At 63.8% G+C, this 20,553-nt stretch carries 20 protein-coding genes and 1 pseudogene; 10 read left to right on the top strand and 11 right to left on the bottom strand.

Translation table 11 applies throughout. The features are described from left to right. Positions 1 to 79: 79 nt before the first annotated feature. Positions 80 to 1,330, top strand: coding sequence for a TIGR00300 family protein (locus GJ631_RS04540; protein WP_156708005.1), 1,251 nt, complete (start codon positions 80 to 82; stop codon positions 1,328 to 1,330). A 2-nt stretch (positions 1,331 to 1,332) separates the two neighbouring features. On the opposite strand, the gene GJ631_RS04535 is transcribed toward GJ631_RS04540, so the two are convergent. The 3 genes and pseudogenes from GJ631_RS04535 to GJ631_RS04525 form a co-directional block, all read right to left on the bottom strand. Continuing rightward, a complete protein-coding gene (locus GJ631_RS04535; protein WP_156708004.1) occupies positions 1,333 to 1,602 on the bottom strand; it encodes a hypothetical protein in 270 nt (89 codons plus the stop codon). Beyond that, positions 1,599 to 1,760, bottom strand: a pseudogene (locus tag GJ631_RS04530) (universal stress protein); the annotation flags it as partial. The gene GJ631_RS04535 and the pseudogene GJ631_RS04530, both read right to left, overlap by 4 nt. Beyond that, positions 1,753 to 1,989, bottom strand: a complete 237-nt coding sequence (locus GJ631_RS04525) for a hypothetical protein (RefSeq protein WP_156708003.1) — start codon at positions 1,987 to 1,989, stop codon at positions 1,753 to 1,755. The pseudogene GJ631_RS04530 and the gene GJ631_RS04525, both read right to left, overlap by 8 nt. 164 nt (positions 1,990 to 2,153) lie before the next feature. Here GJ631_RS04525 and gcvPA point away from each other — a divergent pair, with 164 nt between their 5' ends. Further along, positions 2,154 to 3,482: an aminomethyl-transferring glycine dehydrogenase subunit GcvPA gene (gene gcvPA, locus GJ631_RS04520; RefSeq protein WP_156708002.1), complete on the top strand. Its 1,329-nt coding sequence runs from the start codon at positions 2,154 to 2,156 to the stop codon at positions 3,480 to 3,482. Next, the gene (gene gcvPB, locus GJ631_RS04515; RefSeq protein WP_156708001.1) at positions 3,479 to 4,912 is read left to right on the top strand and encodes an aminomethyl-transferring glycine dehydrogenase subunit GcvPB; all 1,434 of its coding nucleotides are present in this window, start codon (positions 3,479 to 3,481) and stop codon (positions 4,910 to 4,912) included. The genes gcvPA and gcvPB overlap by 4 nt, the downstream gene beginning before the upstream one ends. Positions 4,913 to 5,020: 108 nt before the next feature. On the opposite strand, the gene GJ631_RS04510 is transcribed toward gcvPB, so the two are convergent. Beyond that, complete coding sequence (locus GJ631_RS04510) at positions 5,021 to 6,184, bottom strand: M48 family metallopeptidase (RefSeq protein WP_197424831.1); 1,164 nt, start codon at positions 6,182 to 6,184, stop codon at positions 5,021 to 5,023. Between the two features lie 46 nt (positions 6,185 to 6,230). After that, positions 6,231 to 6,398 carry a hypothetical protein gene (locus tag GJ631_RS18480; RefSeq protein WP_197424829.1) on the bottom strand — a complete coding sequence of 56 codons (168 nt, stop codon included), beginning with the start codon at positions 6,396 to 6,398 and terminating at the stop codon, positions 6,231 to 6,233. A gap of 206 nt (positions 6,399 to 6,604) precedes the next feature. Between GJ631_RS18480 and GJ631_RS04505 the strand changes: the two genes are divergently transcribed. Genes GJ631_RS04505 through GJ631_RS04495 form a run of 3 tightly spaced genes read left to right on the top strand, consistent with a single transcriptional unit; the run spans position 6,605 to position 9,074 of the window. Further along, entirely contained in the window at positions 6,605 to 7,753 is a 1,149-nt protein-coding gene (locus tag GJ631_RS04505; protein WP_156708000.1) for a thiolase family protein, read from the top strand. A 50-nt stretch (positions 7,754 to 7,803) separates the two neighbouring features. Then, on the top strand, positions 7,804 to 8,112 hold the full coding sequence (locus tag GJ631_RS04500; protein WP_156707999.1) for a NifU family protein: 309 nt from the start codon (positions 7,804 to 7,806) through the stop codon (positions 8,110 to 8,112). Positions 8,113 to 8,147: 35 nt separating this feature from the next. Further along, positions 8,148 to 9,074 carry a biotin--[acetyl-CoA-carboxylase] ligase gene (locus GJ631_RS04495; protein WP_156707998.1) on the top strand — a complete coding sequence of 309 codons (927 nt, stop codon included), beginning with the start codon at positions 8,148 to 8,150 and terminating at the stop codon, positions 9,072 to 9,074. A gap of 29 nt (positions 9,075 to 9,103) precedes the next feature. On the opposite strand, the gene GJ631_RS04490 is transcribed toward GJ631_RS04495, so the two are convergent. The 5 genes from GJ631_RS04490 to GJ631_RS04470 form a co-directional block, all read right to left on the bottom strand. Next, positions 9,104 to 9,610 (bottom strand): universal stress protein, encoded by a 507-nt coding sequence (locus GJ631_RS04490; protein ID WP_156707997.1) that lies wholly within the window; start codon positions 9,608 to 9,610, stop codon positions 9,104 to 9,106. A 75-nt stretch (positions 9,611 to 9,685) separates the two neighbouring features. Next, on the bottom strand, positions 9,686 to 10,714 hold the full coding sequence (locus GJ631_RS04485) for an amidohydrolase family protein (protein ID WP_156707996.1): 1,029 nt from the start codon (positions 10,712 to 10,714) through the stop codon (positions 9,686 to 9,688). 85 nt (positions 10,715 to 10,799) lie between these two features. Next, a complete protein-coding gene (locus GJ631_RS04480; RefSeq protein ID WP_156707995.1) occupies positions 10,800 to 12,017 on the bottom strand; it encodes an HD domain-containing protein in 1,218 nt (405 codons plus the stop codon). An 83-nt stretch (positions 12,018 to 12,100) separates the two neighbouring features. Beyond that, the gene (locus tag GJ631_RS04475) at positions 12,101 to 12,514 is read right to left on the bottom strand and encodes a DUF1810 domain-containing protein (RefSeq protein WP_231753889.1); all 414 of its coding nucleotides are present in this window, start codon (positions 12,512 to 12,514) and stop codon (positions 12,101 to 12,103) included. Positions 12,515 to 12,783: 269 nt separating this feature from the next. Beyond that, on the bottom strand, positions 12,784 to 13,698 hold the full coding sequence (locus GJ631_RS04470; RefSeq protein WP_156707993.1) for a hypothetical protein: 915 nt from the start codon (positions 13,696 to 13,698) through the stop codon (positions 12,784 to 12,786). A gap of 265 nt (positions 13,699 to 13,963) precedes the next feature. Here GJ631_RS04470 and GJ631_RS04465 point away from each other — a divergent pair, with 265 nt between their 5' ends. Beyond that, the gene (locus GJ631_RS04465) at positions 13,964 to 14,239 is read left to right on the top strand and encodes a ubiquitin-like small modifier protein 1 (protein WP_156707992.1); all 276 of its coding nucleotides are present in this window, start codon (positions 13,964 to 13,966) and stop codon (positions 14,237 to 14,239) included. Positions 14,240 to 14,268: 29 nt separating this feature from the next. Here the strand turns inward: GJ631_RS04465 and GJ631_RS04460 are convergent, their stop codons facing one another. Then, positions 14,269 to 15,573: an acetamidase/formamidase family protein gene (locus GJ631_RS04460; RefSeq protein WP_156707991.1), complete on the bottom strand. Its 1,305-nt coding sequence runs from the start codon at positions 15,571 to 15,573 to the stop codon at positions 14,269 to 14,271. Between the two features lie 243 nt (positions 15,574 to 15,816). On the opposite strand from GJ631_RS04460, the gene GJ631_RS04455 reads away from it, so the two are divergent. The 3 genes from GJ631_RS04455 to GJ631_RS04445 all read left to right on the top strand — a co-directional run. Then, positions 15,817 to 17,823 (top strand): hydantoinase/oxoprolinase family protein, encoded by a 2,007-nt coding sequence (locus tag GJ631_RS04455; protein ID WP_370518556.1) that lies wholly within the window; start codon positions 15,817 to 15,819, stop codon positions 17,821 to 17,823. Next, positions 17,820 to 19,424, top strand: coding sequence for a hydantoinase B/oxoprolinase family protein (locus tag GJ631_RS04450; protein WP_156707990.1), 1,605 nt, complete (start codon positions 17,820 to 17,822; stop codon positions 19,422 to 19,424). The genes GJ631_RS04455 and GJ631_RS04450 overlap by 4 nt, the downstream gene beginning before the upstream one ends. 282 nt (positions 19,425 to 19,706) lie before the next feature. After that, on the top strand, positions 19,707 to 20,553 hold an 847-nt coding region (locus GJ631_RS04445), incomplete at its 3' end, for a transcription initiation factor IIB family protein (RefSeq protein WP_156707989.1).

Genomic DNA, 20,553 nt, shown 5'->3' with positions numbered 1-20,553 from the left:
TATCAGTGTTTACCCAAATTCGACCCGAATCGCAGTTCTCACCCACAACCGACTTATCGACCCGAACCGACGCACCGATATGAGCGTCTCTCGCGTCGTCGAGTTGGAGGGCCACATCATCGACTCGGGGATGATGCAGGCCGCGTTCGGTATCGTCATGGACCACGGTGGCTCCTTCGACGTCGAGGAGTTCGACATCGGCCGCCACAAGGACAAGGAGTCCTACGCCCGCATGCTCGTCACCGCCGACACCGAGGAGGACCTCCAGCGCATCGTCCACGAACTCCACCAGAACGGGGCGAACCTCGCCGACCCCAACGACGCGAAACTGGAACCGGCCCCCGAAGACCAGGTCGTCCCGCACGGCTTCTACTCGACGACGAACCACCCCACCCAGATTCGCTACGAGGGCGAGTGGGTCGACGTCGAACACATCGAGATGGACTGTGCGGTAATCGTCGAGGAAACCGACTCGGGCGTCCGCGCGTACACGAAGGTTCTCAACGCCATCGAGGAAGGCGACCGAGTGGTCACCGGCGAGGCCGGCATTCGGGTCCAACCGCCGGAACGGCCCCGGAGTCAGGAGGGCGCCTTCGGGTTCATGCAGGGCGGCATCTCCAGTGAACGGCCCTCCGAATCGACCATCGAGCAGATAGCCGAGGCCATCGAGGAGACGAAAGCCGAGGGCGGCGACGTGTTGGTTGTCGCCGGCCCCGCGCTCATCCACTCCGGCGCCCGCGAGGATATGGCCTCGCTCGTCGAGGAAGGGTACATTGACTACCTCTCTATCGGCAACGGCTTCGCCGTCCACGACATCGAGCGTGACCTCTACGGTACGTCACTCGGCGTCAACACCGAGACGCTGGACCACGCTCGCCACGGTCACAAACACCACATCTACGCCATCAGCGAGGTCATCCGCGCCGGCGGCATCGAGGAAGCCGTCGAGGAGGGCCTCCTCGAATCCGGCGTCATGTATCAGTGTGTCCAAAACGACGTGCCCTACGTCATCGCGGGGTCGATTCGGGACGACGGCCCGTTGCCCGACACCATCACCGACGCCATCGAGGCACAGAACGCCATCCGCGAGCAGGCCCACGAGGCGGATATGGTGTTGATGCTGTCGACGCTGCTGCACTCCGTTGCCGTCGGCAACTGTCTGCCGTCGACGACGCGGGTCGTCTGTGTCGACATCAACCCGGCGACGGTGACCCAACTGCTCGACCGCGGGTCGGCACAGGCGGTCGGCATGGTCACCGACATCGGGACGTTCGTGCCCATCCTCGCGGAGAATCTGCTCGAGGAAGGAGCCGTCGAGCTGGACGATTAACGCTACGCGCCCGGGACGCCTTCCCGGTAGGTTATCAGCGCTGCTTTCGCGTCGGCGATGGCGTCGGCCGTCTCGCCGGTCGTCTCGTCTGTGAGTTCATCAAGTGTCCGGTCCATCCGCGCGAGGGCACCGTGGTCGAGTTGCCGGCCGGCATCGAGTGCCTTCGACACCTTCTCGACGATGCGGTCGAGTCGCTGTTCAGCGTCGCCGTCGGCGAGATCGCGCGCGGCTTCGAGCGCCTCGAGGGCCGACTGGAGTTCGTCCGCGCTCATGTGTCGAGGGGGATTGCGACGACCGGCACGTCCGAGGTCAGCAGCACGTCCTGTGCGGTGGAGCCGAAGACGATTTTCCCGGTCCTGCTCCGCTGTCGGATGCCGATGACTACCTCGTCGACGTTGTACTGGTCGACGAACTTCTGGATGTCAGTCGAGGGGTCGTTCCCCCCGGACGAGCTGGTGAGTTTCGGCGTTCGGAATCGACTCTGTGAGTTCCTCGGCCGCCTCCTTTCCGTCGAGGACGTCCCGGTCGGACGTGCTGTCGCCGCCTTTCAGGGAGTTGACGACGTACACCGTGTCGTCGTCGGTGACTCGGTTCTTCAGGTACCGCCGGAGTCGTTTGCTGGTCGTCTCGTTGTCGGTCGCTGCCAGGAACGTCGTCATGTGCATCCACGACGACCGGTACCCTATTAAAACCGTCCGCTGACGTAGATATGCACTTTCGTGCATATATTTTCGACTTCTCGAACCAGAGTATGCAGTTTACTGCAGCCGAACCGGGGCTATCATTAGCCATGCGCCGAAAGACGGTGTACGCTCAGTTTCCCATGACAGCCAACGGTAGCCCCTACGCGCCCCACACGCCGGCCGAGACCGAGGCGATGCTCTCGGCGGTCGGCGTCGACCGCGAGGAGGCACTCTTCGACATCCCCGACGACGTTCGATTCGACGGCGAGTTCGGCATCGACGCCCGCAGCGAGCAGGCGACACGCGAACTCGTCGAGGACACGCTCGCGAAAAACGACGACCTCGTCGAGTTTCTCGGACGCGGCCACTACGACCACTACGTCCCCTCGATGGTTGACCACCTCTCGGCGCGCTCGGAGTTCCTGACGAGTTACACCCAGTACCAACCCGAGGTCGCTCAGGGGTTCCTCCAGGCGCTGTTCGAATATCAGTCGATGCTCGTGGAGTTGACTGGTCTGTCGGTCGCCAACTGCTCGATGTACGACGCGGCGACGGCGTTGGGCGAGGCGGCGACACTCGCCGTCCGCGTCCGTGAGACCTCCGGTGACCGCGTCCTCGTTCCCGAGACGCTGTCGGCGGGCCGTCGGGGCACGCTGGAGAACTACATCGCCGGTCACGACATCACCGTCGACACCTATTCGATGGACGACGGCAACGTCGACCGCGAGGCGCTGACCGAATCCGTCGACGAGGAGACGCTCCTCGTCTACGCCGAGAACCCGACGGTTCGCGGTACTATCGAGGAAGGGCTCGATGCGGTCGGCGAACTGGCCGACGACAACGACGCGCTGTTCGTTCTCGGTTCGGACCCGGTCGCACTCGCCTTGCTGCAGGAACCGGCAAGCGTCGGCGCGGACGTGGTCGTCGGTGATGCCGCGACGCTCGGCCTCCCCTCGGCCTACGGGATGGGACTCGGCATCTTCGCCTGCCGAGAGGAGTTCCTCCGGCAGGTTCCGGGCCGCCTCGTCGGTGCCAGCGAGGACACGACGGGCCACCGTGTCTACACGCTCACCCTCCAGACCCGAGAACAGCACATCCGCAGGGAGCGGGCCACCTCGAACATCTGTACGAATCAGGCGTGGGTCGCCCTCCGGACGGCGATGCACGTCGCCTGGCTCGGCCCCGACGGCCTACTCAACCTCGCAGAAGACTGTGTCACGCTCGCACGTAACCTCGCGGACCGACTCAACGACATCCGAGGAGTGAAGGCGCCGGTCCACGACCGGCATCACTTCCGGGAGTTCGTCGTCCGGACGGACCAACCCGCCTCGGCGGTCGCCGCGGACCTCGAATCCGCGGGCTACGCCGTCCACGTCGTCGGCGAACACGAACTGCAGGTCTGCGTGACCGAAACCAACGAGGCCACCATCGATGGCTTCGTCGCCGCCTTCGAGGAGGCCGCACGATGACCGACGAGTCGCCGCTCGGCTACGACCAGGCACGGTGGACCGACGACGAGGACACCTACGAGCCGCTGCTCTCCGAGAAGAACACCGAATCGGTCGCCATCGACTCGACGCTGCCCGACGACCTCACGCGCGACGAACTCGAACTGCCGAACCTCTCGGAACCCGAACTCGCCCGCCACTACACGCGGCTCTCGGAGATGAACTACGGCGTCGATTCCGGACCGTTCCCGCTCGGCTCCTGTACGATGAAGTACAACCCCAAGTTCACCGAGGACGTGGCCGCAGTCGCCGACGCGTCGGTCCACCCCGACCGCTCCGAGCGGAGCACGCAGGGGACGCTCGAACTCCAGTACGAACTCCAGCGGTATCTCGGAAACATCGGTGGGATGGACGCAGTGACGCTGCAGCCCCCTGCCGGTGCCGCCGGCGAGTTCGCCGGTATTCTCATCGCGAAAGCGTACCACGAGTCCCGGGGCGACGACCGAAGCGAGGTCGTCATCCCCGATTCGGCCCACGGGACGAACTTCGCGTCGGCGGCAATGGCGGGCTACGACGTGGTGACGCTTCCCTCCGGCGAGGACGGCCGCGTCGACCTCGAGGCACTCGACGCCGCACTCTCGGAGGACACCGCCGCGTTGATGCTCACCAACCCGAACACGCTCGGGCTCTTCGAGCGGGACATCACCGAAATCAGCGAGATGGTCCACGACGCCGGCGGCCTGCTGTACTACGACGGCGCGAACCTCAACGCCCTGCTCGGCCACGGACGACCGGGCGACATGGGCTTCGACATCATGCACTACAACGTCCACAAGACGTTCGCGACGCCACACGGCGGCGGCGGCCCCGGAGCGGGACCGGTCGGCGTCGTCGAGGAGTTGGCCGAGTTTCTCCCCGACCCGCACGTCCGTGAATCCGATGGTGGGTACGAACTGTACGCTCCCGAGAACTCTATCGGGAAGGTCCACGGCTATCAGGGCAACTGGCTCGTCGCGGTGAAAGCCTACGCCTACATCGCCCGCCTCGGCGACGAGGGGCTGGCCGACGCCTCCGCGAAAGCCGTTCTCAACGCCAACTACCTCGCCGAGATGGTCGACTACGAGGTGCCGTTCGGGCCGTTCCACCACGAGTTCGTCGCCTCGGCCGGCGAGCAGGACGCCGCCGACGTGGCGAAACGGATGCTCGACTACGGCGTCCACCCGCCGACGACGAAGTGGCCAGAAATCGTCGGCGAGGCGCTGATGACCGAACCGACCGAAATCGAGAACAAACGGACGCTGGACCAACTCGCCGCGGCGTTCAACGCCGCCCGGGCCGACGACATCGAGACGCTGGAGGCCGCCCCCGAACGAACCGCGGCACGCCGAATCGACCAGGTGTCGGCCGCGCGGGACCCGCAGCTGTCGTGGCAGGCGCTCGACGACGAATAGCCCGCTCGTTTTTTCTCACTCGAAGCCGCCGTCCACAGCCACGACTCTGCGCGAATCGGGCGATTTGCTATCGCAATATATGATTTATGAGTTGACTGTCCTCCGGAGTCAATCCGCGGTTTCGAGGGATTCGGTCCGGTTTCGGAGGTGTTCGATGCGGTCTTCGGTGGCAGGGTGTGTTCGGAACGGCCCCGTCGTGATATCCGACGCTGCCGGTGGCAGGATGTCCATGACTGCGACGGAGTGCTCCCACTCGCGAAGGTCGGTTTCCGGTCGCGTTCTGGCGTCGCCGAGTCGACGGAGCGCGCTCGCGAGCGCTGCGGGGTCGCCCGTCAGTTCGGCAGCGCCGGCGTCGGCACTCCACTCGCGTCCGCGCGAGAGGATAGCCGTCCCGAGTTGGCCGTACAGCTTCAACAGAAAGAAAACGCCGTTCCAGATGCGGTCTCCGAAGTCGTGGGGGTCGTCCTCCATCCATTCGTCGGCGGCGAGTACCGGTCCGAGTGCGGCACCCATCACGCGACTGTCTCCGTTGGCCAGGTGGCTGATTTCGTGTGCTAAAACAGCCTCGAGTTCGTCCCCGGTGAGCGTCTCCAGCAGTCCCGTCGATACCACGATGATTGCGTCGTCCCCGTATCCTATCGTCACGGACTCCGGACGGGCCGTTTCGGTGATATGGACCGCCGGCTCGGGAACGTCGGCCAGCTGTGCGAGACGACTTACGGTTGTGGCTACGTCTGGATGGCTCTCCTCAATGGGGTGACTGTCCTCGGCGAGCGTTTCGCGCAACTCCCGAATCCGGGCCCGAACGTCCGCGACCGTCACCCATAGCGCGAGAACGACGCCGAGTCCGAACACGACGGCGAGACCGACGGCCGTCGACAAGGCGGCCCGTAGCGCTGCGCTTCCCTCGACGAGCGTCAGGTAGAGACAGCCGAGCAGTCCGGCGGTAACGGTCAGGGAGATGGGTGTCGTCGGCGGAATCACGTACTCCGTCTCGGTGTGGTTCCGAACGTAGGGCCACCCGCGAACCACGCCTACGATGGCGGCTATCGCGGCAGAGGCGACGGCCCACGCCGGCACAGGGAGGGCTGTCGACAGCCGTGGCAGGTCGGCAAGTGCGTCGACGCCCTCGTACACCCACCCGAAAATCGCAAACCCGAGCATACCGCCGAAAATCGAGAGAATCACGGCGAGAACGAGCGATATCGACAGAAGGATGCCGAGCGCGACGGCCATTCGAGCGAGAAGCGAGAGCCGCAACCGGAGCTTCATGCTATCCGACGCACGCACCGAACCGATAAATTACTCGGGGTCCGACCTACGCCGAGGCGGAGGTGTCGATGCCGTTGATGGTGACGAAGCCGTAGTCACACTCCGGGCAGTGCCACTTCTTTTTCCGACCGAGGTGGATGCGCATGCTCGCGGCCTTGTAGAACTCCCGGCTCGATTCACAGACCGGACAGTCGTCTTCCAGTGAGAGGCTCATGAGTCGCCCTATTCGGGGCGGACAGTTGTAGTTTACTGGTCGGCGGCTTGCAACTGAGCGGCGCCCTTTTAATGATAAACTGTATGTGGGGATATCGAATCGACGCGCATGCGTTCGGGTCGGCCGTAAGCGAACGCCGATATGAACGTGCCTGTCATGGCCACCACAACGCACAAGGGGGACCTTTACCATTGTTAGAGGGACTCATGAGTACACCAGTCATCGTCGACGCCGTTCGGACGCCGTTCGGCAAGCGTGACGGCTCGTTCAGCGACACCCACCCACAGGACCTCGCGGCAGAACCACTGCACGCCCTTCGGGAGCGAAACGACTTCGACCCCGAAACCATCGAAGACGTCATCTACGGCTGTGTGACGCCGGTCGACGAGCAGGGGCTCAACATCGCCCGACTGGCGCCGATGGTCGCCGGCTGGGGCGACGGCGTTCCCGGCGTCCAACTGAACCGGATGTGTGGCTCCGGCCAGCAGGCCATCAACTTCGCGGCCGGCCAAATCGCTGCGGGCCACCACGACGTCATCATCGCCGGTGGCGTCGAACACATGACGCGCGTGCCGATGGGGTCGGACGGCAACAGCGTCACGGACACGTACTTCGAGTACTTCGACGAACTCACCACACAGGGTGAGGGTGCCGAGCGCATCGCCGAGAACTACGGCTTCTCCCGGGAGTACCTCGACGAACTCGCCGCGGAGTCCCAATCGCGTTGGGGTAAGGCCGCCGAGGCCGGCCACTACGACGACCAAGTCGTCCCCGTCGAGACGGAACTGGACGACGACCGTGTCACTGTCCAGGAGGACGAACACCCCCGTCCCGACACGACCGCCGAGAAACTCGCGAACCTCCCGCCGTCGTTCCGCAGCGCCGAGAACGGCTTCCACCACGCCGGTAACTCCTCGGGCATCGTCGACGGCGCGGGCGGGCTACTCATCGCCAGCGAGGAAGCCGCCGAGGAACACGGCTGGGACCCGATGGCCCGAATCGTCGACAGCCACGTCGTCGGCGTCGACCCCATCACGATGCTGACAGGTCCGATTCCGGCGACCCAGGAGATTCTCGAGCAGAACGACATGAGCATCGACGACATCGACCGCTTCGAGGTCAACGAGGCCTTCGCGGCCGTCGTCGCCGCCTGGCTCGAGGAGACCGGCGCCGACTGGGAGAAGACGAACGTCTGGGGCGGTGCCATCGCCCACGGCCACCCGCTGGGTGCGACCGGCTCCGCGCTCGTCGGCAAACTCCCCTACCAACTCGAGGAGTGCGACGGCCAGTACGGCCTCTCGACGATGTGTATCGGCTTCGGGCAGGGCATCGCGACCATCATCGAACGGCTGTAAGGTCGATTTCCGACCGGCATTTTATTGCTGTCGTCCGCGTAGATGGGTCGATGACCACCGTCACGGCCGACGAGAACGACCTCCGAGAGCGTATCATGGCGTTCCTCCGACGGAACTTCCCGCAGATAGAGATGCACGGCGGCAATGCGGCGATTCAGCAACTCGACGTGGACGCCGGCAGCGTCACCATCCGTCTCGGCGGCGCGTGTTCGGGGTGTGGCGTCTCGCCGATGACGACGCAGGCGCTGAAGACGCGGCTCGTCCGAGAAATCCCCGAAATAACGCAGGTCGACACCGAAACCGGGGACGGGGACGCGGGAACGCCCCGTGGATTCGACGCCGACGACGTACCGTTCTGAGGGAGGCTTTTATCGACGGACGCCGAGGGTCGAGTATGCAGGAAACGAGACGACAGGTTCTCGATTCGGTCGCCGACGGTCCGGTCGCCGGGCCACAGCTGGCCGAACGGCTCGGTGTCTCTCGGGCGGCGGTGTGGAAACACGTCGAGGCGCTCCGCGAGGAAGGGTTCGGAATCGAGAGCAGAGACGACGGCTACGTTCTCACGTCCGTTCCGGAGTTCGGCGGTGCGGCCGTCGAGTTCGGTCTCGACGCACCGTTCGAAATCGAGTACCACGACGCCATCGACAGCACGAACAACCGCGCACGGGAGTTGGCGGCCGACGGCGCGTCCGATGTCGCCGTGCTCGCGGACGAACAGACCGGCGCCCGGGGTCGTCTCGAACGTGCGTGGTCGGCGCCGTCGGGCGGCATCTGGCTCAGTATCGTCTGCCGTCCCGACCTCACGCCGGCGCAGGTGCCGATATACACTCTGGCGGCGGCGGTCGCCACGGCCGAAGCACTCCGCGATGTCGGCGTCGATGCCGGCATCAAGTGGCCCAACGACGTCCTCGTCGGTCCCGACGAGAAGAAAATCGTCGGCATTCTCACCGAGATGGAGGGCGAGGCCGACCGCGTCTCGTGGGTCATTCCCGGCATCGGCATCAACGCCAACGTCGATTTGAGCGAGGTTCCCGAGACGGCGACGACGATTCGAAACGAGGTCGGTGACGTGAACCGTGCCGAGTTGACCCGGGCGATACTCGAACGGTTCGACGAATTACGGCGGGACCCGGAGTCGGTCCTGCCGGCGTGGCGTGACCTCTCTATCACGCTCGGCCAGCGGGTCCGAGTCGAGACGGCCACGGGCGAGGTAGTCGGGGAGGCCGTCGACGTCGAGTTCCCGGGAACGCTCGTCATCGACACCGAAGCAGGTGAGAAACGCGTGTCGGCGGGCGACTGTGAACACCTCCGGCCAGTCTGAACTCCCGATTCCGACGAGGAGGTGTGACGCTACCTGAGGACTTCCGAGACGGCAGGGTCGGCCGCGAACGGGCGTTCGTCGGCGGCCTCTTCGGATAACGGTTCTTCGATATCGCCCACCCGGACGGTCAACACCGGCACCTCAGAGCCGCGGACGACCCGTTCGGCGACGCTGCCGAGCAGGAGTCGGTTGAGTCCGCCCCGTCCGTGGGTGCCCATGACGACGAGGTCACACCGGTTATCGCGGGCGTATTTGACGATTTCTTTGCTCGGTGGCCCCTCGGCCATCGCGGTGGCGGTTTCGGTCTCGCGGAGACGTTTCTCGGCGTTGCGAAGCGCGGCCTCTCCCTCTTCGCGGAGCATCGAAGTGACGCTCTCCCAGGACGTCTCCATCGGAAGGCTCGCAAAGCCCGCGGTGTCGACGACGTAGAGGAAGTGCACTTCGGCCTCGTGGGCTCGCGACAGTTCCGACGCGTGGTCGATTACCCGGTCCATGCCGCCCGACCCGTCAGTCGGAACGAGAATTCGATTGTACATTGTCACCACACCACACGAACAATGGCGGCACCGGCACAAACCCTTTTCGACCGTTCACGGACGAATATAGGCGGCTTACGCGCTGTCTCGGGGCGTGACGACGTTCTTCACGTCGTCGACGCCGGCGCGACGAACCACCGCACGAACCGGGTCGCGGGCGCCGGTGAGGTTGTCCGAGTCGCCGTCGAGAACGAACAGTCGGGCCTCCCGGCCGGGTTCGACGACGCCGCAGTTCAGCCCCGCGATGTCGGCGCCGGCGGCCGTCGCCATCCGCAGCACTTCGGGCGCGGTTACGTCACACAGTTTCGCGGTGAACTCCATCTCTCGGAACATCGACGGACTGTTGAGCATCACGTTGTCGGTGCCGAGCGCGACCGACGTGCGTTCGAGCAGGTCCGAGACGGGCGGGACGCCCACGTCGGTGACGAGGTTCGACCGTGGACAGACGACGACAGGCGTCTCGCTGTCCTCCAGCCGTTCGAGGTGCATCTCCTCGGCGTACACCATGTGGATGACGAAGTCGGGGTCGAGGTCCAAGGCGGGGTTGATGTCGTGTGGGTCTCGCTCGCCGGCGTGGATGCCGAACGGCTTCTCCGCGTGCAGGGCAGCGTTGCGCTCCGCGGAGAAATCGGCATCGCGGGCGCCGCTGGCACCGTAGCCGTCGGCTACCTCCAACACGTCGATTTCCTCGCGACCGAAGACGAACGGCTCGATATCGAGGCGTGCCGCAGCATCGAGCAGCGCCTGAACGCCGTCGACGCCGCCCTCTCGGAACTCCAGAAACGCCGTCGTTCCGCCCGATTCCATGAACGACAGCGAGCGACGCATCGCCTCGACCAACTCCTCCCGCGTCGCATCGGCGAGCAGTCGGTGTTTGAGGCCGTCGGGCGGTGCGACGAGTTCGTCCAGCGAGAGGCCGCGGCCGGCCTCCTTGGCGATGGAGTCCCCGATGTGCGTGTGCGCGTTGACGAACGCCGGACAGATGATGTCCGTTGAGGCCGTCTCGACCTCTTCGATGGCCGTTATTTCGCCGTCCTCGACGACGACACGGCCCTCGACCGGTTCGTAGTCGGCTCCGGCGAGTATCGTCCCCGACAGTTCCATGTCTCCCTCTGTGGCGGCCTCAGATAAAAACAGGCCCGTTCTCGGATCGTCTTTCTCCGTAACGGGTTTCCGAGTCAGGGCGCCGTTAGAACTCGTCCAACGTCGCGTTGATGCTCTTCCGTACGTCGACGACCAGGGCGTCGAGGTCGAGGCCGAGCACCTCCTCGGTGGCCTGTCCGACGCGGTCGGTCGCTTCCTCGGGCGCGTAGACGCCGAGGCGCCACTGTTCGTGTTGGGCGCGGCGGAGGGCGCCCACCAGCGTCGACTGCGTTCCGAGTTGTCGCACCTCGCCGCTGACGACCACACGACTTGTCGACTCGCGCATCTCCGGCCGGGAGGGAACGTCGAGTACGACCCAATCGGGGTCGACGTTCGCGCGGTCGGCGATATCCCGCTCGAAGGCCGCGATTTCATCGTGGTCGGCGTCGACGATGTCGTCGGGAACGTCCCGCAACTCCGCCCACACTGCCCGCTTGTAGAGGTCCCGGTCGTCGAGTCGTCGTGCGAACTCGGCCGAGTCCGGACAGTCCCGCAGGGCGACGGTGAGGTCGCGGTCGTCCATCCGACGGACCGTTCCGGCGTCGGCGCCCCCAGACGACAGAAGCGCCTCCGTACCCCGCCGGAGCATCGCCTTCGAGATGCGGGCGACGTGGTGGTTGTACACGACGGGATTCATCAGCGCACGGGCGAGTAGCAGCGATTCGGCCGTCTGGACGTTGCCGTCGGCGAGTACGAGTTCGCCGTCGACGAACCGCAACTCCCGGACCAGCCGTCCCGTGTCGATAGTGCCGTAGGGGACGCCGGTGTGGTGGGCGTCGCGAACGAGGTAGTCCATGCGGTCGACGTCGAGTTCCCCGGAGACCAACTGGCCGAACTCGCCGTCGCCGGAGACGAGCGCGGCGACCCGGGTGGGGTCGATATCGTGAAGCGCGAGGACGCGAGCGATTTCGCCGCCGGTCAGGAGGTCCTCGACCTCGTCGTGGTACTTCCCGGTGTGGCGGGCGACGAGCTCCTCGATGTTGTGGCTGAACGGGCTGTGTCCGATATCGTGGAGGATGGCGGCGGCGCGGACCCGTTCGGCCCGCTTGCCCTCGATGCCGAGGTGGTCGAGCGCGCGCGTGGCGAGGTGATAGACGCCGAGTGAGTGTTCGAAGCGGGTGTGGTTGGCGCTCGGATAGACGAGTTCGACGGTGCCGAGTTGTTTGATGCGTCGGAGGCGCTGGACGGCGGGGGTGTCGAGGAGGTCCTCGGAAACCCCCTCGACGGCGATGTGGTCGTGGACGCTGTCCTTTATCGTCGCCATTACGCCCGCCTTTCGACGGCATCAGATAAAAACCGTCGTGCAGCTACGTGGGTTCGTCGTGTGCCTGTGGCTCTCGTTTCCGGTTACGATTCCTCCGAGAGGAACTCCAACGTTTTCTCGTCGCGCTCACCGTCGTAATACTGCTCTAAAGCGGTTCTAAACGGGGAGGCATCATCCGCGACTGCTTCGAAGAGCGTCATCGACGAGCGGAATTTCAAATCGTCGGGTGACCCGAAGACCTCGTGTGCCGAGCGCCCATCGATGTCGTTTACGAGTTCCGTACACTCGCGCAACCGTGGGCCCAATATCGGATGTTCCAGATAGGCTTCGGCCTCTTCGCGCGAGGAAATCGCATACCGCTGTGCCTTCCGACTACTGCCGAGGCCGGCAACCTGCGGAAAAATAAACCACATCCAATGGCTGCGCTTCTCTCCCGAACCGAGCTCCTGTTTGACCTGTGCTATCACCGGGTTCTGCGCCTCGACGAAGCGCTGCAAATCGTACGGCCCCCCAAAATCAGCCATTACGACGAACTGTAGAACGGATTGTCAGATATACTCTTGGTTCAGAGTCGAAACGGGGCGCAAGAAGCCGTTCTTCACGCTTGATGCGGAGTACTGCTCGCCGGAATCGTGTGGAATCCAACAGCGACCGTAGCCGTTCTCTCGGAACCCGAGTGCCCGTCGAAGTATCCACACTCTGGGCACGTGTCGGCACCGTCTAACGGCGTACCACAGAGAGCGCAGTTGGGGCCCTCGAACGGCTGTCAGAGAAGCCGACCGAGGAAGACATCGACGAACGTGAAAAATATCGGGAGCAGAAGCGAGGAAATCAGGCGGATGATGATTCCCACAGAAAGCGGATAGAGGCTCACGCTATCGTACTCGTTGAATTCGTCACGGAGTCGCTGCATTTCGAGCCGTGTCGCCACCTCGTCGAGCGTCCCAGTATCGTCCGTCGTCCCATCCGATTCCTCAAGGTTGGCAGCTTGCCGCTGTAGCTGCCTGATTTTCCGCCGGCGTTTCTCGAGTTCTTGCTCCTGGATGTCCCGGGCGCGCCGATTCACGTACACGGTGGGATAGACGAACGACACCCCGATAGCGACGACATAGATGCCCACTGCGAGGTACACGACGGCACGATACCCTCCTTCCGTGCCGAGCAGGAACGCCAACGGAAGGGCCAACGACCCGACCGAAATCAGCATCGTCGTCCAGATTGCAAGGTGGCCAATCATGCTCAATCCCCCGAGGCCATCCGGATGGAGTGGCTCGATTTGTAACTCCAGTTCTCCCACCGCGCGAATCGTCCGAACCGCGGTTACTGCACCGTGGAACCCGATACCCGTAATCAGTCCCCACCAGACCGCAAACAGCAGATAGGCCCACAACGCGGGGTCGCTGAAGCCCGCGATGCCGACCGTCTCGAAGTAGCCGATATTCAGCCCGACCAAGCCGACGATTAGGGCCGTCCACGGCACGACGAAGTACCACGAGCGCGTGGTGAAGATTCGCTTGTACTGCTCGCCGATGCGCTGGACGGCCGTCGGATTCGTCGCTAAATCGGCACTCTCCTCGACGAACGTCGGGAAGACACGAACGTCCCAGTACCAGATGGCTGCAGGGCCGATAACGGGAACGCCCATCGCTAACAGGTGGGCGATGAGGAAGTCCCTCGGCATTCGACCGTCCGCCAGTACGAAAAACAGGGCAGTCAGGAACACCGGGACCATCCCCAACGTAACCGTCCCGCTGACGAGCGGCGGCAATCCGAGACGGTCCTGAATCCTATCAATAAGCCGAGTAACCCATATCCGAGACAGTGTCCCACCCTGTTGGCTCATTGTATGGCTATGCGGACAGAACTGGCTTCAAATTATGGCCGATGGAATCGGCGATGAGAGTAACGAGGCAGCTTTCATCTCTGTCGCCGTGCTACGTGGTCGTATGAACGTCACAGTCTACGGGGAACTCCGTGCAGCGACGGGCAGCAAGACCGTCGAACTCGATGTCGCCCCCGAGACGGTCGCGGACGCACTCACCGCGTTCATCGATACCTACCCCCGCGCTCGCTCGGCTATCTTGGACGACGCCGGCGAGGTCCGGCCGAGCGTCCGCATCATGGTCGACGGTGAGCGTGCCGACCTCGGCGAGGACTGTCCGTCGGATGCGACAGTACAGCTCTTTCCCGCGATGCAGGGCGGCGCGAAAGACGAGAGCTAAGGGTTTGCAGGGAACCATACACCTCTCGTCTACAGGCTGTAGTGATTTCGAACGGTCTCCTCGAGGCCGCACTGCTCGAGGAGGTCGGTCGGCGCCAGCATCGACAACTGAACGACGCCGGGGAGGCGAGCGATTTCGACGCCGCCCGAGAACGTACAGCGAGCGCGGACTTCCCCTTCGGTCATGCCGAAGAGGGTGCCCGCTCGTTCGAACGCGTTGTCCGTCGCGTCATTGATGGTCGCACCGCTGCCGATAATCTGAATCGGTGCCGCATCGCGCACCTCGTCGACGCCGTACTCGTCGGCGAGGGTGTCGCCGGCCTCGCGTTCGGCGTCCGTGTAGGGCCTCGCGATATCCGGCAGGTCCGACTCGTTCGGGAGCAGCAGTGGCCCGTCGATATCGAGGCCCTTGATGACCTCGACTTCGAGTTCGGTCCGGCCGCTGACGTCCGTCGTGTGTAAGGAGAGTTCGCCGTCGCCCTGGTTGGCATGGAGGTCGCCGACGTACAGGCCGGCGCCATCGATTTTCACCGGACAGATGAGCGTCGCACCGGGCCGGACGTCGTTGGAGTCCATGTGGCCGTCGGTGCGGTCCGCCAAGGCCTCTTCGTCCGGCAATCCCCAGTCGTGGTCGGCGCCGATGAGGAACTGTCCGAAGTCGCCGGCGTTGTGGGAGTCAGGGAGTTCTCGCGACGGCGTCGTTCCGATGTTCCCGATAAACGGCCGGAGGTGGCCGAGCGTGCCCGGAATCCCGTCGGGCTTGTACAACAGAATCGGATGCTGTCGAGAGTTCTCCGGCAACGCCATCGCCTCGTGGGCGCGGTCGGCGAGGTCGTCGGCCCCCTCGGGACCGACAGTGAGGCCGACCGAGCGGTCCTCGTCGAAAGCGACGGTGTAGCCGAACTCGAAGCCGAACGACGAGGCGTTGGCGCCACATTCGGCACACCGGATTGCGTCCTCGCCGGTTCCCTCGACGACGCTGTCGGGCCACTCCGTCCCGCATTCCGGACAGACGTGGTCGACGAACGGGTCGTCGCCGAAGGCCCCCTCACGTTCGGCCATGCTACCGGTACTGGTCGCGACGCTGGTCACCTCGACGTCTTTGATACGGACTACGAGAGCGTCACCGGGTTCGGCGTTCTCGACGCGAATCGGGCGTGTGACTTCGTGGCCGCCGCGGAACTCCGGCGTAATCATCGGCCCCCAGCAGGCTGGTGGGGTGTGCGTGCGGACGGTACCGCCGTCGGCGACCGTGCCCGCCCACTCCTGGTCTGGACCGACGAGACCGAGCGTATACTGGTCGACTTCGAGTTCTTTCTGGACTTGCTGAGACATCGCCCTAGTGTGTTAGTCGGTCCCAATCTTAAAATCGACTCTAGATCGGTTGACCTGACGGACGGATGTCGGGTCTCGAAAGCCACATTCAAAGGATTATCCAACGACGGCCGAGTTCGTATCGATTCATACGAGAGATGGCGTCTCTCTCAACAACGCTTTTGCAGATTCTACGGCACAGTGTGAACAAGAGACGAATGCACGACCAGATAGCGACTCCAACCGAGCCGGAGGTGCGTTGACGTGCCAACCCCACATGTCGGCGTCGACGTCGGAGGGACGTTCACTGACGTGGTGTTAGCGACAGCGGATGGCTTGACGACGGCGAAAGTCCCCACCACTGCAGACCAGAGTGAGGGGGTGTTTGACGGAATCGAGAAAGCGTGTCTGACGGCCGATATCGACGTCGAAGATATCGAGGTGTTCACGCACGCGATGACGGTATCGGTGAACGCGCTTCTGGAACGGGACGGAGCAAAGACGGCACTGGTGACGACGGATGGCTTCCGCGATGTGCTTGAAATCGGCCGACAGACTCGTCCGGATTTGTACGACCTTTCGGCCGAGCGGACCGACCCGTTAGTCCCACGTCGACGCCGGTTCGAAATCGATGAGCGAACGACCCCCGACGGCGTCAAGCAAGAAGTTGACCTTGGAGCCGTCGACGAATTGAGCGACCAGCTTGAGTCGGCAGAAAGCATCGCTGTCTCTCTGTTGCACTCCTATGCCGATTCGTCCAACGAGGCAGCTATTGCAGAGCGCCTTCGCGACCGGTTCGATGTTCCAGTCTCCGCGTCGCACGAAATCCTCCCCGCATTCCGCGAGTATGAACGGACGTCAACGACAGTTGTCAACGCCTACGTTCGGCCTGCAATCGATTCGTATCTGGGACGAATTACCGATAACGCAGCGAAACTCGGGATTCCAGAGCCACGTGTGATGCAATCGAACGGCGGCATCGCTGACCCCGAGACGGTTCGTGAACACGCGGTAACGACGGTCCTTTCGGGACCTGCGGCGGGTGTCGTCGGTGCCGCTGCCAGTGCCGAATCAGCGATTTCGGCGGCCGGGCTCGAAGGACTCGTGACGTTCGATATGGGCGGTACCTCGAGCGATGTGAGTCTGGTCCGTGACGGCGACGTTGCGCGGACGACCTCGGCCGAGATAGGCGGGCACCCTATCGCGACGCCGATGGTCGATGTGACCACCGTGGGCTCCGGTGGTGGAAGCGTCGCCTGGGTCGACGCTGGGGGCGCATTGCGCGTCGGCCCCGAGTCGTCGGGTGCCGAACCCGGTCCAGCGTGTTACGGACGTGGCGGAACGAAACCGACGGTTACGGATGCGAACGTGGTCCTCGGATACATCGGGGAAGATGCAGCTCTCGGCGGCGAGGTTTCGCTCGATGTCGATGCCGCCTGCGAGGCCTTGGCGTCGTTAGCTGACGAAGCGGGACTCGATTCGGCACGGGAGGCTGCAGCAGGCGTGTACCGAGTTGCCAATGCGAAAATGACACGGGCGATTCGGTCGGTCACCGTCGAGCGAGGGCACGACCCGCGGGAGTTCGGATTGGTCGCCTTCGGTGGCGCTGGACCGATGCACGCCGCCGCGCTGGCGAATCGCTTGGAGATGGACCGGGTCATCGTTCCGCTGGCAGGTGGTGTGTTGTCTGCCTATGGCCTGTTGGGGGCCGACGAGAAACACGACCGAATGCGAACGCATCGAACACTGCTCGGCGACGCAGACGTCTCTCGACTCGAGTCGATATACGCGGCCTTGACCGACGAACTGCTGGAGGATGTCCAGACCACCAGCACCCCAATCGTCGAGCGAACAGCTGAACTCCGGTATGCGGGGCAGAGCTTCGAGTTGGCTATCGATGTCAACGACCCCGTTAACTTGGACGCCGTCGCGACTCGATTCGGTGCGGCCCACGAACAGGCCTACGGATATCGGATGAACGAGCCGGTCGAGTTAGTCACGCTCGGGGTCTCCGCCCGTGTCGAACACGACTCCCCACAAACGCAGTACGAGGGAACGGATAGCTCCAGTGTCGGCACCCGTGACGGATATTTCGATGGCGAACGTTACGATGTTTCCGTCTGGAATCGAGATACGGTTCAGGCCGGGACATCGATTTCAGGGCCTGCAGTTCTCGAAGACAGCGAAAGTACGACCGTCGTGCCGCCCGGCTGGTCCGGTTCAGTGCGCGACGATGGCGGTCTCGTACTCGAGCGAGGTGAGACACGATGAATCTCGATGCCGTTACACTCGAGGTCGTGCGAAACCAGCTGGAAGGAATCGCTGACGAGATGGGGGATGTGCTCATCCACGGTGCGTATTCTCCGAACATCAAGGAACGGCAGGATTGCTCGACGGCGTTGTTCGATGCAGACGGTCGGATGGTTGCCCAAGCCGAGCACATCCCCGTCCATTTGGGCGCTATGCCCGAAGCGGTTCAAGCGGTCCTCGACCGGAACCCGGTGCCTGGAGAGGCATACGTCTTGAACGACCCGTTTACAGGCGGAACCCACCTTCCAGACGTGACTATCGTCGCGCCGATTGCTGTCGAGGGAGAAATCATCGGGTACGGCGTCACCCGGGCACATCACGGCGATATCGGCGGCATGACGCCGGGAAGTATGCCGGCCGGCGCGACGGAAATCTATCAGGAAGGTCTTCGGTTGCCAGTTGTGCGACTCGTCTCTGAGGAGAACATACACGCGGATGTGATGGACCTCGTTCTGGCGAACGTTCGAAACCCGAACGAGCGGCGTGCGGATATTCGTGCACAGCTCGCAGCGAACGACCGGGCTATCGAGCGGGTTCGCGAACTCGTCGAGAAACACGGCTGGCCGACGGTCGAGGCGGCGTTCGATGCGGTTATCGACTACTCGCGAAAGCGTATCGAAAACGAACTCGAGGAGATTCCGGACGGCGTCTATCGAGCCAACGACCGACTCGAGGGCGACGGTGTGACCGAAGAGGAGATTCCAATCGAGGTGACGGTAACGGTTGATGGCACGACAGTCGATGTTGATTTCTCTGGAACATCCAGCCAAGTTGCAGGGAATATGAACGCACCGCTGGCCGTCGCGAAGAGTGCGGTGTATTTCGTCGTCCGAGCCGTCACGGACCCGGATATACCGCCGACAGCGGGCTGTTACCAACCGATTTCGGTTCGGGCACCCGAAGGTTCGTTGCTCAATCCGACCCATCCCGCTGCCGTCGTCGGCGGGAACGTGGAGACGAGCCAGCGAGTCACCGACGTGGTGCTTGATGCCTTTGCCGAGGCGGTTCCAGAGCGCGTCCCTGCCCAAAGCCAGGGGACGATGAACAATCTCATCATCGGAACCCGAAGCGGCGATGGGTTCACGTACTACGAGACGATTGGTGGCGGGTTCGGCGGGCGTGCATCCGGTGACGGAATCGACGGCGTCCAAGTCGGCATGACGAACACGCTCAACACACCGATTGAAGCGCTCGAGGCGGAGTACCCGATGCGTGTCGAGCGGTACGAACTGAGAGACGGCAGTGGCGGTGATGGAAAACACCGTGGCGGCCTCGGTATCGAACGTTCGATTACCGTCGAGACGGATGCGACGGTGTCACTGTTGACGGAGCGCCGAAAATTCTCACCCCGAGGCGCCCACGGCGGGGCGGATGGAACGACGGGTGCGAACCTGATTGACGGAACGTCAGTTCCGGCGAAAACGACCGTCGATGTCGATGCCGGAACGACCGTGACGGTCAAAACACCGGGCGGTGGCGGCTACGGGGACCCGACAGAACGGTCGGCCGCCGAACGTGCCGACGACCGTCTCGATGGGAAGACCAGTGACGACGACGCGTGAGTCAGCGACCTTCCATCGGTTTCGGATTCGTCGTACTCGGGATTCGATTCGGCGAGTCCAAGGTTTATAACGCCCGTTAGGCACACCAGCGACGCGGTCTGTAGTTCACGCGGCGGTGTCGAGTCTTTCGTTCCTTGAAACGTGTGTGACCCACCAACTGCCGAAATTGGGTGAGAATTCGGAAAACCCTCTTGAAACAGTTCTGGGTAGTTCGGGTATCACCAGTGCGTGCGGGAACCACCGGAGAACGGGCGTTCGAGTGACCGGCGCTGGATTCCGACAATGAGCAACACGAACACGCGAACGGACGTCGAGCGGGGAACCGAAGCAGCCGAATCACCGACCGAACGCCGCACGGCTGATTCACGGGAACGCACGGAGGCCTGTCCGGAGTGTGACGGGCGGCTCGAATCGGCGGCCGATACGGGCGAAACTGTTTGTAGCGAGTGTGGGCTGGTCGTCGAGGAGGACGAAATCGACCGCGGGCCGGAGTGGCGCGCCTTCGACTCCGCCGAGCGCGACCGGAAGTCCCGCGTGGGCGCGCCGACGACGAAGATGATGCACGACGAGGGCCTGTCGACGAACATCGGCTGGCAGGACAAAGACGCCTACGGCAACTCCCTGTCGAGTCGTCAGCGCCAGAAGATGCGACGGCTCCGCACCTGGAACGAACGGTTCCGGACGCGAGATTCCAAGGAGCGCAATCTCAAGCAGGCGCTCGGCGAAATCGACCGCATGGCGAGTGCGCTCGGCCTCCCCGAGAACGTCCGGGAAACCGCCTCCGTCATCTATCGGCGGGCCCTCGACGACGACCTTCTTCCGGGGCGCTCCATCGAGGGCGTGGCGGCCTCGGCGCTGTACGCCGCCGCCCGACAGGCCGGGACGCCTCGCAGTCTGGACGAAATCGAGCGCGTCTCCCGTGTCGGCCGCAGCGAAATCTCACGAACCTACAGGTACGTCGTCCGGGAATTGAAACTGGAAATCCAGCCCGCGGACCCGAAGAGCTACATCCCGCGGTTCGGCAGCGAACTCGACGTCGACGAGGCGGTCGAACGCCGCGCTCGGGACTTACTCGACAGTGCCGCGGCCGCCGGCATCGTCTCGGGGAAGTCGCCGGTCGGCCTCGCCG

It is taken from the genome of Natronomonas sp. CBA1123 (assembly GCF_009741925.1).
GTDB lineage: Archaea > Halobacteriota > Halobacteria > Halobacteriales > Haloarculaceae > Natronomonas.
This window is presented reverse-complemented; position numbering and strand designations above follow the sequence as displayed.